Origin of the sequence: Hymenobacter ruricola (genome assembly GCF_015694525.1) — a bacterium.
Taxonomy (GTDB): domain Bacteria; phylum Bacteroidota; class Bacteroidia; order Cytophagales; family Hymenobacteraceae; genus Hymenobacter; species Hymenobacter ruricola.
In genome coordinates this window covers 520,849-532,749 of the sequence record NZ_JADQDM010000001.1, presented here as the reverse complement: position 1 = coordinate 532,749, position 11,901 = coordinate 520,849, and the positions used below count along the sequence as shown (strand labels likewise).

Genomic DNA, 11,901 nt, shown 5'->3' with positions numbered 1-11,901 from the left:
GAAGACTAGGCTTCCGTGCGCCGCTTGGCCAGCGTCACGCGGGCGCGGTGGCAGATGCCGCCCAGCGGCGGGTTGAACTTGCTCACGCTCACTTTCACCTTGCGCACGTGCGGCAGCTCGGCCATGATGCGGTCGAGCACGCGGTGGGCCACGTGCTCCAGCAGCCGGGCGGGGGCCCGCATCTCTTCGGCCACCAGACGGTAGAGCACCTCGTAGTTTATGGTCTGCTGGAGCTTGTCGGAGGCGCCGGCCGCCAGCAGGTTGGTGCTGATGTAAAGGTCGACCCCGTACTTATTCCCGATTTTCTGCTCCTCGTCGTAGTAGCCGTGAAAGGCGAAAAACTCCATGCCTTCGAGTGCGATTTGGCCCATGCGGTGAGTGGTGGATTGGTGGATGGGTGAGTTGGTGGTTTGCGGCCTGTGGGGCCCGCTTTCGCTCCGGCCGCAAAGGTCAGCCACAAAAAAAGAAAGCCCGTCCGCAGACAGGCTTTCTTCAAAAAATGACGGCTACAGAATCCGACCAATCCGTCGAATCCGAAAAATCCGTGGTCTAGATTTCGTCGAAGAATGACTTCTCGACTTCGGCCACAGCCGGCTCTGGCGTGGCGGCCATGCCGGGCTGGCCGGGCTGGCCGGGATGCGTCACGGGCGAGGGCTGGTTGATTTCCGGATGGCTGGGGCCGATGGGCTGAATATCGGGCGCGGTGGGCTCTACGCGCGGGGCGCCCGGCTGGGGCACCTGCGAGGGCGCCGGCTGCTCGATGTTGGGCGCGGGCGAGATGCCGGGGTTTTCGGCGGGTGCGTTGGGCCGCTCAATGTCGGGCTGGGGGGCCGTGTTGGGGTCGGGCTGCTGGCCGGGCTTGGGATTGTAGCCGGTGGTTTCAGCGGCCTGCTCCAGTTGCGCTTCGGAGCGGCTGCGGGCGCCGGGCGCGAAAGCGGCCGGGGTAGCCGCAGCCACGGCAGCGGCGGATGAAACGGCGGAAGTGGACGTGACTTGCATGGCGGGCGTGGGCTCAGGGGTGAGGTCGGCGGCCGGTTCTTTGGGCCGCTCCACGTGTACGCGCGCGGCGCGGGAAAGGATGGCCGCCGTGCCGCCCTTGGGCCGGTTGCGGGCTTTCTCCACCTTGTCCAGCGCATCGGAGGCCAGGTGGTGCAGGTCGCGCACCAGGGTGTCGAGCTGCTGCTCCAGGCGCTGGCACTCCTGGCCCAGGCCCGTGACTTCGCGCTGCATGTCGGCCACGGTTTTTTCGGCTTGCTGGTAGGCTTCGTCCACCACGGTGCGGGCGCGCTGGCGGGCGTCGTTGAGGATAGTTTCGGCCTGAAACTGGGCCTCGCGGATGCGCAGGTCGGCGTCGCGCTGGGCCTGCTCGGTGATGTTGTTGCTGGTGTCCTCGGCCGTTTTCAGGGTGCGGTAGAGGCTGCTTTCCACCTCGCGCATCTTCTGCACGTCCTGCTGGGCGTGCTCCAGCTTGAGGCGCAGCTCGCGGTTCTCGTCGCCCATCCGCTCCCACTGCTGCGAAATGGTGTTTAGAAAGGCCTGCACCTCGTCCTTGTCAACCCCACGAAAGGATTTTTCAAACGTTTTCTGGCGGATATCAAGGGCGGTGATTTTCATGATTATTGGCTGTTAGCTTTTAGCTGCTGGCTATTAGCTGGGGTGGTCGTTAGGCGGCCGTCGCAGAATCAGTCTATTTTTTCGGAGAAGCTAACAGCTAATAGCTATTGGTTAACAGCTTCCAGGGCCCATACGGCCAGGCTGCGGTCGTCGCTACACGAAACTAGCCGGTTTTCGGTGCCCGGCCAAACCAGCCGGTTCACCGACGTGCCGTGCCCGGCCGAGCGGGCCCGGTCGAGCACGCGCAGCAGCGTGAGCGTGGCCGCATCCCACAATTTAATGCTTTTGTCGAGGCTGCACGAGGCCAGGTAGCGCCCGTCAGGGCTAAAGGCCAGGTTATTGATGGTGTACATGTGGGCCGGCACGGTGCCGGCCAGCGCGTAGTCCGCGGCCACGTCCCAGCTGCGAATCTGGGCGTCGCGGCCGGCCGTGAGCAGACGCGCGCCATCCGGCGAATACGCCACCGAAAACACCGAATTGGTGCTTTCACCGAGAGTAAGTTTGGTTTCCAGCGAGTCCAGGTCCAGGATGCGGGTGAAGGTGTCGGAGCTGCCCACGGTCAGCTCGCCGCGGCCCTCGTGCAGGGCCAGGCAGCGCAGGCTTTTGGGGGCGAGGCGCAGGAGTTTCGCCAGCCGGAAATCGGGCAGGGCCAGCACGGCCAGCGTGCCGTCGCCCAGGGCCACGTACAGGCGCTGCCGGCTTTCCGAAACCACCATTTCAAAGATGGCCACCGGCGGCAGGGCCGTGGCGTGCGCTAATTTTCTGCCCGCCAAATCAATGGCCTGAATGCCCTGAAAATTGTGGCCCAGCACCAGCATATTCTGCCCGGGCAAGTGGCGCAGGGCATACACCGAGTTTTCAACGCGGGCCAGCAGCTCGCCGTCGCGGGTGGGCTCGGCGGCGTCCCAGCCCACCACCATGCCGTCGGCGCTGCCCGAATAGATGGTGCTGCCCGCGCCCAAGGTGAGAGCGTACACCGCGTCGCGGTGGCCGGCGAGGGTGGCTATTCTGGTGACGGGCGGGCGAAAGATTTCAGACATGACGGGCCCCGCAAAGGTAGCTTTGTTTGGAGGTGAGGCCGCTTGAGAATGGCCCACCCGTCATCCTGAGCGCAGCGAAGGACTTTATCAGGTTAAAACGGAAAAGACTTGTTCAGGCCTGACAAGGTCCTTCGCTGCGCTCAGGATAACAACGCGCCCAATATTCAACCACACCCATGCCCCTGCACTCCCTCCAGCGCCTCTCTCCTACTGCCGTGCTGGGCCTCTGGCACCTCACCGAAACGCCCGCCGAGCTGTGGCCGCTGCTGCCCCAGGCCAGCACCTACCAAACGCTGCTGCCCGCCACCGCCGATGCCCGGCGCCAGGCCCAGTGGCTGAGTGGCCGGGTGCTGATACATCGGTTACTGAGCGAAGCGGAGCTGGCTTTTCCGGCTGAAATTCAAGTGCGCAACGATGCCACCGGGCGCCCCTGGCTGGTGGGCGCCGGCCTGGGCGACACGGTTTCGCTGTCGCACTCGGGCCAGTGGGTGGCGGCCGTGCTGGCCCGGGGCGGCCGGGCAGGGGTCGACGTGGAAGAAATTCGCGACAAAGCCCAGCGACTGGCCAGCAAGTTTCTGGCCCCCGGCGAGTGGGCGGCGGCGCAGGCCGCCCACTCGCCGGGGGCCGCCGACGCCAGCGCCCACTACACCCTGCTGTGGAGCGCCAAGGAGACGCTGTACAAGCTGGCCGCGCAGCGCGGCATCATTTTCAAAACGCAGCTGTTGCTGGGCGAATTTGAGTGGCGGGAAGCCGGCGAAATCCCGGCCACGCTGGTTTTGAGCGGCGCCGAGACGCGGCACTGCATTTGCTATTCCCAGCCGTCGCCCGGCTACGTGCTCACGTATTGCCACGAACCGATTCCCTAAGCGGCGGCGCTTACATTTGACTTGTTTAACTCCCTTGCCATGTCCTTCCGCCGAATTTCTATCCTCGCCGCCGTGGCCCTGCTGGCCGTGACGCTGGCCGTGGGCGTGGCCCGGGCCCAGGCCGGCCCTACCGTGGCCGACTTCACCCTCAAAACCGCCGCCAACGCCGACGTGGCCCTGAAAAGCTACGCCGGCAGCAAGGCCGTGGTGGTGGTGTTTCTGAACCCGACCTGCGCCTTTTCGCGCCTCTACCAGGAGCGGCTGGCGTCGCTCAGCAATGCTTACCGCGGCCGGGGCGTGCAGTTTTTGTTCGTCAACGTCCCCATTTTCCTTGATGCGCCGGGCACCGCGGCCCCGGGCGAAGTGGAGCTACCCACCCTCACCGACGCCAGCCAGCAGGTCGACAACCTGCTCGGCGTCACCAAAACCGAAGAAGCCGTGGTGCTGCAACCCGTGGCCGGCGGGTTCGCCATCCGCTACCGCGGCGCCATCGACGACAACCCCCAGGTGGCGGGCAGCGTGCAGCAATACTACCTCAGGCAGGCGCTGGAAAACGTGCTGGCCGGCCGTGCCGCCGCCGTGGAAGGCAAGCGCGCCACCGGCTGCCTGATTAAGCAATAACCTCTGCGCCTGTCATTGCAAGGAGGCACGACGAAGCAATCCGCCCTGTCAAAACCAGACATTCTAATAAAGCGAAAAGCCCCGGCACTGCGCAGTGCCGGGGCTTCTATTTGGGCTCTTATCACCATTCAAGGCTGGTCGCTCGGAACAGGACGGGTTGCTTCGTCGTGCCTCCTCGCAATGACAGATGTGGGCCCCGGCTACTCCAGGATGCTGAGCAGCACGGCCACTTCGGCGGCTTTCATGGGCTCCTGCAGCTTCTCGAAGCTCATTTGCAGGTTGCGCAGGGCGCGGCGCACGATGTCGATGTTCGAACAGGGTTCGTAGAACATCGGATTGGAGGAGATGTTGAGCTGGCTCACGTAGTGCTCGATGTCGGTGCGCGAGAGCACGAGGCCGCGGTTGTAGCAGTTGATGTAGAAGGGTTCGGCGCCTTTGAGTTCGGGGCGGAAGGTGAGCACGAACAGGTTGGGCAGGTTCACCCCGAAAACCGGCAGATTGAGGCGCTGGGCCACCAACAAATAAATCACGCACAGCGTGAGCGGGTTGCCGCGCTTGGTCTCAATCACGCGCTGCAGCATGGAGTTGGCCGGCGAGTGGAAGTGCTGGGTGTTGGCCGCAAACTTGTGCACCCGGAACATGATGTGGTTCAGGGCCTGCACCTGGTCGGCGGGGTGCATGTCGGGGCGCAGGGCCGTCCAGGCCTCGAAGCGAAGCTGCTCGATGGCGCGGTTCAGGGCCTGCAGGTCGGCATCGGGATATTGATAGGTGTTGAGCAGCCACATGCCTTCGAGCAGGTCGGTGGCCCCGGCTTCGCGCCACACGCGCAGGCGCTGCTGCAGGCCCTCAAATTGCAGGTGATGAATCAAATCCTCCAGCCGCTGCTGCTGCTGGCCGTCGAGGGTTTCCTCCCACGACTCTTCCAGAAACGGAATGATGCTTTCGCCCAGGTTCTGGATTTTGTCCTGAATCTGGGGCGCGATTTCCGGGTCGTCGAGCAGCGAGATGAGGGCTTTTATTTCTTTGTTGGTCATTGCAGAAGAAGGCACGGCTGAGCAAATTAACGCCCAAAACGGGGTTAAATGAGCCAAACCGGGCAAATTTCAGCAACACTGCCGCGGGCGCTACAAGTTTCGTCGGGATGGTTTTGGCGGCACGACCAAGCGCCAAAAGGCCGGTCACGAGCGAATCCGGAGATTCGCCCGCCACCGGCCTTTTTGCAGAAAAAAGGATGAGAAAAGCCTACTATTGGTGTTGGCCCAGGTTGCTCAGCCCGGCGCCCGTGAGCGTGGCTTGGGCGCTGTCGCCAAAATGGGTGCGCAGCTGCTTGATGCCGCCGGCTTCCAGCTTTAGTTCGGCCAGGCGCTGCACGTTCAGGTCGGCGGCCTGGATGCGGTTGGTGTTGGCGATGTGCAGCACCGAGCGGCTGCCCGGGCTGCGGCCGGTTTCGGCGCGCAGGTAGCCGAGCTGGTTGTTAGCCATTTCTACCTGCGAGCCCAGGTCCTGCCGCACCCAGAGGCTGTCCTGCCGGAAACCTTCCACCCGCAGGGCGCGGTCGTAGCCGGGCGCTTTGTCGGTGAGCACTTTCCCTTTCACCTGGTAGGCCGCGCCGGCGGTCAGCTGCCGGAGTTGCGGGCAGCTGATAATCACCACGCCCTGCCGCCCACCCAGCGACTCCTGCTGCTCGGGGAAGGCCAGGCGGACGGTGAGGCGCTGGCCTTGCTGGGTCACTTTCACGTATTTCTCGGCTTGCTTGTTGAGGCGCACGCCGTAGGGGCCGGCCACTATTTTCACGCCCATCTGGCTGGCCGCCTGCACGTCAACTTCGCTGAAATTCTTGAAGTTGAGGGCCGTGGTGGTTTGCGCGGGGTCTTTGTAGGTGCCCTTGGCGTACTCGGCGCGCAGGCCCATGTTGTAGGCGGTGAGGGAGCCGAGCAGCAGCAGCAGGGCCGCCAGCAGCCATTTATTACTGGTTTTCATGTCCGTTGGAAATTGTGGGGGCGGTGGAAAGAGCGGCCGCTTGGTCGGCCTTGAACTGGGCGTAGCGCTGCTCCAGCTCTTCGAGGCTGATGTCGAGCAGGAAAATGGTTTTGAACAGCTCGGGCAGTTCCTGCTGCAGGAAGCGCGCCCGCCGAAACTGCTTCACTTTGGCTTCGGCGTCGGGCGCCACGAAGAAGCCGATGCCGCGCTTGTTGTACAGCACGCCCTGGTTTTGCAGAAACTCGTAGGTGCGCATCACCGTGTTGGGGTTCACTTGCAGCTCGCCGGCCAGGTCGCGCACGGACGGGATTTTGTCGTCGGGCGGCCACTGCTGGCGCAGAATGTTTTCGCTCACGTACCCGGCTATTTGCAGGTAGATGGCTTCGTTGTCGCGGAATTCCATAGAGAGAAGAATTACAGCTGCTTTTCCGTGAGGCGGAAGTAGGCCGCCACCCACAGCAGCAGGGTCAGCCCGAGGGGCAGGTAGCTCAGCCACTGCATGCTGCTCATGGGCAGGCCAAGGTTGTAGACGTGCGTGCCGCCCTCCATCAGCGTCAGCGTGGTGAACGGCGGGGCCGGCCGTAGCTCGCCGCCCACCAGCACCTTCAGCGCCTGGTAATTGACCAGCGACAGCCCCAGCAGCAGCGTGAAGAGCGCGAAGCCCGTCTTGATGAAATGCGTTTTCTCGAAGTAGATGGCCCCGCACAGCCAAACGGCGTGCAGCAGCACCAGCAAGCCCGCCATGGCCTTCACCGCATCGGCGTTGCCAAACACGTTGAGCAGCTCCGGGGTGTGGCCCGCCGGGGCCCCGCCGTACAGCACCAAGGCATCAACCGCGTAAAAAACGCTCGTGAACACCAGCAGGAAAATGGGCATCGAATACAGCCACCCCACCAGGTACTTCTCCAGGTGCGAGGCCGGCAGCAGCAGCGCCACCGTGGCCTGCCGCTTCTCGCCAAACTGCGAAAAGATGGTACTGGTGAAAATGATGGCCGAAATCAGCAGGAAAAAGACGAAGAACTCGGCCTGTCCCTTCATGCTCAGCACGCCGTTGCCGGAGTAGGCGGCCAGGCCCAGCAGCAGCAGCAGGAAGCCCGCCAGCACGCCCACGGACATGCCGTAGCCGGGCAGGTGCTCGGTGGTGTGCCGGCTGAACAAGCGCGCAAAGCGCGGAAAAGAAAAGGTTTGGTTACTGGACGGATTCATGGCGGGGCTGGTTTAAGTAGGTGTGCAGGGCGGTGGCGTCGCCGCTGGTGAGGGCGTTGAAGAGCAATTCCAAATCGACGCGGCTGTAGGCGCCGGCCTCGTTGGGCCGGATAGCCACCGGGCCGCCCACCGATGCGCCCTGGTAGAAAGCGCCCGGCGCTTCGGCCGCCGCGCCCCGCGCGAAGGTGAGCCGCTCGGCCAGCTGGTCGATGTCGTGGTTGAGCACGATTTCGCGGTTGTGCACCACCACCACGGTGTCAATCAGGCTTTCGAGGTCGCGCACCTGGTGGGTGGAAATGACCATGCAGCGCTCTTCGCTCAGGGCCGAAGCCAGGATTTTGCGGAACTGCACCTTGCTGGGAATGTCGAGGCCGTTGGTGGGCTCGTCGAGCACCAGCAGGCCGGTGTTGGCGGCCAAGGCGAAGGCAATCATGAACTTCTTCTGCTGGCCGTGCGAGAACTTGTTCAGCTTCTGGCCGCGCGGCACTTCCAGCTCTTCGAGGTACTCGTACAGCTGCTCGGTGCTGAAGCGCGGATAGAAGCCGGCCGTGTGGGCCACAAACTGCTCGGCCGTGAGGGCCGGTGCGTACACTTCCTCGGGCAGGAAAAACAGGTCTTCGAGCACGGCGGGCTTGCGGGCGGCGGCGGGCTGCTCGTCAATCAGGCAGGTGCCTTGCCAGGGGAAGGCCAGCCCCACAATGTTCTTGAGCAGGGTGGTTTTGCCGGCCCCGTTCTTGCCCAGCAGGCCGTAGATGTGGCCCCGGTCCAGCGACAGGTTGAGGGCCTGAAAGAGCGGGTGCTTCTTGGAGTACCCAAAGTGGAGGTTTCGGATGCGCACCATGTGCTTGTTTGTTTTAGTGTACTAATTATCTAGTACACCACAAACGTACGTCACGGAGTTGGCATCGCGTACTCGGTTGGCAAAAAATATTTTTAATTACTGGTTGAGACGCCGGCGGCAGACTGCCGCATCCGATGGCGGACCAGCACGCCTCACCCGCCGGATTGACACAAGCCGCGCCGGGGCTCTACTCGGCCGCCTCGGGCGGAAGCCGGCGCAGAATGCGCTGGTCGATGTAGAACGTCCCGAACGGCACGAAACAGGCCAGCAGCACCTTCCAGGTGGTTTCGCTGAATTTCCAGCGCTGCTCCACCCCTACGCTCAGCGTTTTGATGACAAACAGCAGGAACAGCAGCCCGTGCACCGGCCCCAGCGCCCGCACCAGCGCGGGGTCGCCGTACAGGTGTTTCATCGGCACGGCCACCCCCAGCAGCACCAGCAGCGAAATGCCCTCCAGCAGCCCCACCAGGCGCAGCTGCTTCACGTTGGAATTGAAAAATCCGGCCATGTCTACGTTCTGAAAAAAGCCCGGCTGGCCAAGGGCGAAAACGGCCACGGAATGAATAAAAAGATGCTCAACAGGGCCCCGCCGTACCACACCAGCATGGTTTGGAACTGCTCACGCGGCGTGGGCCGCCGCTTGGCCAGCGCCGAGCCAATGGTGATGACAACCACCGAAACCAGCATCAGCAACGGGTGCAGCACCGCAAAAAAGGCGGCATCCAGGGTGACGCCAGTGCCGCGCAGGCTGGCCAGATTGGCCCGCACCACGGGGCTGCTGAAGTAAAGCGCCATGCCCAGCAGCAGCTGCACGTGCGCCAGGGTGGCCGTCCAGTGCCGCACGGCATCATCGGTTTTGGTGAAGGGCCGCCCGGCCGCGAGGCCGGACCAGGCGCGAAAAATGGCGTGAATCAGGCTCAGCAATACGAGCCAGCGAAAGGCCGAATGGAGCGTCAGAACCGTGGCGTACATCGTGGGGAAATGGATGCGGCAAAGGTCTGCGCGCGGGCGCGGCGCCGGCTAGGATGAAAGCAGCCGGTTTCCGGATTTTTCAATCCGCCGGCGAAATTCCAGCGGCGTCAGCCCTTCGTACTTTTTGAAGAGCCGGCTGAAATACGACGGGTCTGCCAGGCCCACTTCGGCGGCCACATCGGCCACGGAAAGGCGGCTTTGGTGCAGCAGCACCTTGGCTTCGAGCACCACGGCCTCGGCAATCCAGGTGGTGGGCGACTTGCCGGTGCTGGCTTTCACGGCTTTGTTGAGGTGATTGGGCGACACGTGCAGCTGCGCCGCATAATCGGCCACGCGCTGCTGGCGGCGGAAGTGGGCCTGCAGCAACTCCCGGAATTGATTGGCGAGATGCGTCGCCGCGGGGCGCAGGCCCGCGGCCACGGGCTCATACACTTGTTGCAATTCGTGGAGCAAGGCAACCAGATAGGCCTGTAACAGTTCCGGCCGGGTTAGCCCGCGGGCCGAGTACTCGCCGAGCAGGCGCTCCAGCAACGGCCGGACAAATGCGGCCCCTTGCTCTCCCAAACGAATGCACGGGTGCCCCCAAATGCTGAGAAACTCAAACTCGCGCAGCAAGCCGGGCCGGGCAAACCGGCCGAGGAGGAAGTCGCCGTGAAAATTGCAGAGGTAGCCGCGGTTTTGGTCCACGCCGCTTTCGAAGGCGAAGACCTGCCCGGCCGGCACCACCAGGCATTCGTGCTGGTGAATGGTGTGGGTTTCGCTGCCGATGCTCATCACCGCCTCGCCCTCGGTGAGCACAATGAGCGTGCTGGCGTCGGTGCGCGTGGGCGGCACGGGCAGCTTCATCAGCCGAATCATGTCCTCGACCCGCACCATAAAAAACCGCTCGAAACCCGGTTGGAGCAGCGGTGCCAGCGGCGGCTCGGGCTGGATGTAGGCCTGCCGGAAGGCGGCGGTGCTGTAGGTTTTGATGGAAGTGCGAGGCATCGGGATGTTGTAAGCGCACGGGAACCCAAGGCGCTAGCCCTGCGGTTTTCTACCCCCAAATATGTCGCAGCCGCTCCCAGAATCCCGGCCGGGCCTCGTCGGCATCTTCCACCGGCACCTTGCCCAGCAGCGCCCGGACCCGAAAAATATCCTTTCCCACCACGCTGACAACTTGGCGGTAGTCGTTCTGGGCGTAGTGCAGCCGGTAGGCGTGCGTGGCAATGCCCTGCGCTTCCAGCCGCGCCCGCAGTGCCTGCGCCGCCGGCTCCGAGCGTAGCATGGCGATGAGGTGGCGGTGCTCCATCTTCATGACGAAGTCGAAGAAGAACCGGCAGGCGGCGTCCTCGTCGGGCGAGGTGAAGATGGGCGGCTGGTCGTGGCCCCGCTCGGAGTAAAATACGTTCCACTGCGCCTCCTGCCGCATCAGGCAGAAGCCGTCGTAGCTGCGCGTGTTGAGGGCGTAGTTGTCGGGGTTGCAGCCCTCGGCCAGCAGGCGGCGTTCGAGTTCGGCGGTGGTCATGGGGGGGGGCTATTCGCCGGCTTGCTTGAGCACAGCTATTTCGAGGGCATCCGAAAACCGGAAATTGGTTTGCCTGATTTGGTCAAGCAGCGGCTTCACGGCCGAAACCAGCCCTTGCCGCTTGGCCCGCAATAGCACCCCAAACGTACCAGTAAGCTGAATCGACAACTTTTCAGCCGTTTTTCGTGCCTTGTAGTCGTCCAAAATCAGCGTACATCCCGGCCTTTCCAAAGCCAGCGCAATGGCGCTGGCTTCGCCGGCATCTACCAGCAGTGCCAGCAGTTGCTCCCGGGCCGCGTCGATAGCCGCCTCCTGCCTTATCCATTCCGGCAGTGGCAACCCGTATTCGGCGGCCACCACGGGTGTGGTCGTAGCCGTGCCGTAAAGCTGGCGCAGCAAATCCAACTGACCGATTTTGGTCAGCACAATCAGGCAGCTGGCATCGGCGATGATGAGTTCAGGCATTTGCCGCGTCGCGCGCAATGTCCTCGGCCGGGTAGTTGAATACCGACACGCCGTAGTCGCCCAGCAGTTCCATAAAGGTGCGCTTGCTGTAGCCGGCCAGCTCGGCGGCCTGCCCCAGCGAGAGCTTGCCCTGCTCGTAGAGGCGCGTGGCCAGCAGCATGGTCACTTCTTTGGCGCTCAGGTCCAGTGAATCGGGCAGGTGCAGGTGCAGGGTGAGGGTTGGCATGGGGTTAGTGGTGGGGTGGTTTCTCTAAGTTACGGGAGGCGCGGCGGGTGGGGCGCAGGCAGTGGTTTTGCCCGCGCCGTTGGGGCCGGCCAGGAGGTAGAGGGTTTTCATTCGCTATAGGGCAAAGAATAGCCCATCAAAACCTAACCCGAAAGTATTGCTCCAATACAAATGGTGAGCACAAAGAAACCGTAAGCAGCAAAATACTCATCAATCCGTCGATGTACCAGTTGTAGCTGGGCGGTTTACTATCCCAACGGTCAGCAATAATCAGATGTCGTCCAGTTATTAACTGGACTAGGTTATCAGCTATCAGAAAAATAACCAGAAACACTGCTGGCACAAAGAAAGACGCCGTTTGGAAACCAGCATTTCTGAAATACCAGAATCCGAAGACTGCCAACACAAGAGCCAAGCCCAAATGCGTTAAATACACTTTTGTATCAAACAGGGCATTGTACGGCTTTTTCTTGGGTGTTAATGTCAGGAATCCGTTGCACATATAGAACACGTAGCCGAATCCGATGGCGACACACAATATTTCCATTCTGAAAGTTACCTAT

At 62.7% G+C, this 11,901-nt stretch carries 17 protein-coding genes; 2 read left to right on the top strand and 15 right to left on the bottom strand.

The window, feature by feature from the left end; translation table 11 throughout:
* Positions 1-5: 5 nt before the first annotated feature.
* The 3 genes from folB to I2H31_RS02415 all read right to left on the bottom strand — a co-directional run bounded on the left by folB (position 6) and on the right by I2H31_RS02415 (position 2,654).
* On the bottom strand, positions 6-371 hold the full coding sequence (gene folB / locus I2H31_RS02425; RefSeq protein ID WP_196291404.1) for a dihydroneopterin aldolase: 366 nt from the start codon (positions 369-371) through the stop codon (positions 6-8).
* A gap of 178 nt (positions 372-549) precedes the next feature.
* Positions 550-1,614 carry a DivIVA domain-containing protein gene (locus tag I2H31_RS02420; protein ID WP_196291403.1) on the bottom strand — a complete coding sequence of 355 codons (1,065 nt, stop codon included), beginning with the start codon at positions 1,612-1,614 and terminating at the stop codon, positions 550-552.
* Positions 1,615-1,718: 104 nt separating this feature from the next.
* Positions 1,719-2,654, bottom strand: a complete 936-nt coding sequence (locus I2H31_RS02415) for a WD40 repeat domain-containing protein (RefSeq protein ID WP_196291402.1) — start codon at positions 2,652-2,654, stop codon at positions 1,719-1,721.
* A 176-nt stretch (positions 2,655-2,830) separates the two neighbouring features.
* Here I2H31_RS02415 and I2H31_RS02410 point away from each other — a divergent pair, with 176 nt between their 5' ends.
* Positions 2,831-3,520, top strand: a complete 690-nt coding sequence (locus I2H31_RS02410; RefSeq protein WP_196291401.1) for a 4'-phosphopantetheinyl transferase family protein — start codon at positions 2,831-2,833, stop codon at positions 3,518-3,520.
* 39 nt (positions 3,521-3,559) lie between these two features.
* Complete coding sequence (locus I2H31_RS02405) at positions 3,560-4,141, top strand: redoxin domain-containing protein (protein ID WP_196291400.1); 582 nt, start codon at positions 3,560-3,562, stop codon at positions 4,139-4,141.
* A 200-nt stretch (positions 4,142-4,341) separates the two neighbouring features.
* Here the strand turns inward: I2H31_RS02405 and I2H31_RS02400 are convergent, their stop codons facing one another.
* The 12 genes from I2H31_RS02400 to I2H31_RS02345 form a co-directional block, all read right to left on the bottom strand.
* Positions 4,342-5,190: a transglutaminase-like domain-containing protein gene (locus tag I2H31_RS02400; protein WP_317192164.1), complete on the bottom strand. Its 849-nt coding sequence runs from the start codon at positions 5,188-5,190 to the stop codon at positions 4,342-4,344.
* Between the two features lie 196 nt (positions 5,191-5,386).
* On the bottom strand, positions 5,387-6,121 hold the full coding sequence (locus I2H31_RS02395) for a hypothetical protein (protein WP_196291399.1): 735 nt from the start codon (positions 6,119-6,121) through the stop codon (positions 5,387-5,389).
* Positions 6,108-6,524 carry a GntR family transcriptional regulator gene (locus I2H31_RS02390; RefSeq protein ID WP_196291398.1) on the bottom strand — a complete coding sequence of 139 codons (417 nt, stop codon included), beginning with the start codon at positions 6,522-6,524 and terminating at the stop codon, positions 6,108-6,110. The genes I2H31_RS02395 and I2H31_RS02390 overlap by 14 nt, the downstream gene beginning before the upstream one ends.
* A gap of 11 nt (positions 6,525-6,535) precedes the next feature.
* Entirely contained in the window at positions 6,536-7,327 is a 792-nt protein-coding gene (locus I2H31_RS02385) for a hypothetical protein (protein WP_196291397.1), read from the bottom strand.
* Positions 7,311-8,168, bottom strand: coding sequence for an ABC transporter ATP-binding protein (locus tag I2H31_RS02380; RefSeq protein ID WP_196291396.1), 858 nt, complete (start codon positions 8,166-8,168; stop codon positions 7,311-7,313). The genes I2H31_RS02385 and I2H31_RS02380 overlap by 17 nt, the downstream gene beginning before the upstream one ends.
* Before the next feature lie 187 nt (positions 8,169-8,355).
* Positions 8,356-8,676, bottom strand: coding sequence for a DUF3817 domain-containing protein (locus I2H31_RS02375; RefSeq protein WP_196291395.1), 321 nt, complete (start codon positions 8,674-8,676; stop codon positions 8,356-8,358).
* Positions 8,677-8,678: 2 nt separating this feature from the next.
* Positions 8,679-9,140, bottom strand: coding sequence for a hypothetical protein (locus I2H31_RS02370; RefSeq protein WP_196291394.1), 462 nt, complete (start codon positions 9,138-9,140; stop codon positions 8,679-8,681).
* Positions 9,141-9,188: 48 nt separating this feature from the next.
* The gene (locus I2H31_RS02365) at positions 9,189-10,127 is read right to left on the bottom strand and encodes a helix-turn-helix domain-containing protein (protein ID WP_196291393.1); all 939 of its coding nucleotides are present in this window, start codon (positions 10,125-10,127) and stop codon (positions 9,189-9,191) included.
* 49 nt (positions 10,128-10,176) lie between these two features.
* Positions 10,177-10,647, bottom strand: coding sequence for an SPOR domain-containing protein (locus tag I2H31_RS02360; RefSeq protein WP_196291392.1), 471 nt, complete (start codon positions 10,645-10,647; stop codon positions 10,177-10,179).
* A gap of 9 nt (positions 10,648-10,656) precedes the next feature.
* Positions 10,657-11,112 carry a DUF3368 domain-containing protein gene (locus I2H31_RS02355; protein ID WP_196291391.1) on the bottom strand — a complete coding sequence of 152 codons (456 nt, stop codon included), beginning with the start codon at positions 11,110-11,112 and terminating at the stop codon, positions 10,657-10,659.
* Complete coding sequence (locus I2H31_RS02350; protein ID WP_196291390.1) at positions 11,105-11,338, bottom strand: UPF0175 family protein; 234 nt, start codon at positions 11,336-11,338, stop codon at positions 11,105-11,107. Before I2H31_RS02350 ends, I2H31_RS02355 begins: the two co-directional genes overlap by 8 nt.
* A gap of 136 nt (positions 11,339-11,474) precedes the next feature.
* Entirely contained in the window at positions 11,475-11,885 is a 411-nt protein-coding gene (locus tag I2H31_RS02345; protein ID WP_196291389.1) for a hypothetical protein, read from the bottom strand.
* Positions 11,886-11,901: the final 16 nt, after the last annotated feature.

What these genes read in the sequence shown, in the direction of transcription:
- I2H31_RS02415 (WP_196291402.1), bottom strand. Translation starts at nt 2,654, where the DNA reads ATGTCTGAAATCTTTCGCCCGCCCGTCACCAGAATAGCCACCCTCGCC.
- I2H31_RS02380 (WP_196291396.1), bottom strand. Translation starts at nt 8,168, where the DNA reads ATGGTGCGCATCCGAAACCTCCACTTTGGGTACTCCAAGAAGCACCCG.
- I2H31_RS02410 (WP_196291401.1), top strand. Translation starts at nt 2,831, where the DNA reads ATGCCCCTGCACTCCCTCCAGCGCCTCTCTCCTACTGCCGTGCTGGGC.
- I2H31_RS02355 (WP_196291391.1), bottom strand. Translation starts at nt 11,112, where the DNA reads ATGCCTGAACTCATCATCGCCGATGCCAGCTGCCTGATTGTGCTGACC.
- folB (WP_196291404.1), bottom strand. Translation starts at nt 371, where the DNA reads ATGGGCCAAATCGCACTCGAAGGCATGGAGTTTTTCGCCTTTCACGGC.
- I2H31_RS02390 (WP_196291398.1), bottom strand. Translation starts at nt 6,524, where the DNA reads ATGGAATTCCGCGACAACGAAGCCATCTACCTGCAAATAGCCGGGTAC.
- I2H31_RS02365 (WP_196291393.1), bottom strand. Translation starts at nt 10,127, where the DNA reads ATGCCTCGCACTTCCATCAAAACCTACAGCACCGCCGCCTTCCGGCAG.
- I2H31_RS02360 (WP_196291392.1), bottom strand. Translation starts at nt 10,647, where the DNA reads ATGACCACCGCCGAACTCGAACGCCGCCTGCTGGCCGAGGGCTGCAAC.
- I2H31_RS02350 (WP_196291390.1), bottom strand. Translation starts at nt 11,338, where the DNA reads ATGCCAACCCTCACCCTGCACCTGCACCTGCCCGATTCACTGGACCTG.
- I2H31_RS02405 (WP_196291400.1), top strand. Translation starts at nt 3,560, where the DNA reads ATGTCCTTCCGCCGAATTTCTATCCTCGCCGCCGTGGCCCTGCTGGCC.
- I2H31_RS02345 (WP_196291389.1), bottom strand. Translation starts at nt 11,885, where the DNA reads ATGGAAATATTGTGTGTCGCCATCGGATTCGGCTACGTGTTCTATATG.
- I2H31_RS02375 (WP_196291395.1), bottom strand. Translation starts at nt 8,676, where the DNA reads ATGGCCGGATTTTTCAATTCCAACGTGAAGCAGCTGCGCCTGGTGGGG.
- I2H31_RS02395 (WP_196291399.1), bottom strand. Translation starts at nt 6,121, where the DNA reads ATGAAAACCAGTAATAAATGGCTGCTGGCGGCCCTGCTGCTGCTGCTC.
- I2H31_RS02385 (WP_196291397.1), bottom strand. Translation starts at nt 7,327, where the DNA reads ATGAATCCGTCCAGTAACCAAACCTTTTCTTTTCCGCGCTTTGCGCGC.
- I2H31_RS02420 (WP_196291403.1), bottom strand. Translation starts at nt 1,614, where the DNA reads ATGAAAATCACCGCCCTTGATATCCGCCAGAAAACGTTTGAAAAATCC.
- I2H31_RS02370 (WP_196291394.1), bottom strand. Translation starts at nt 9,140, where the DNA reads ATGTACGCCACGGTTCTGACGCTCCATTCGGCCTTTCGCTGGCTCGTA.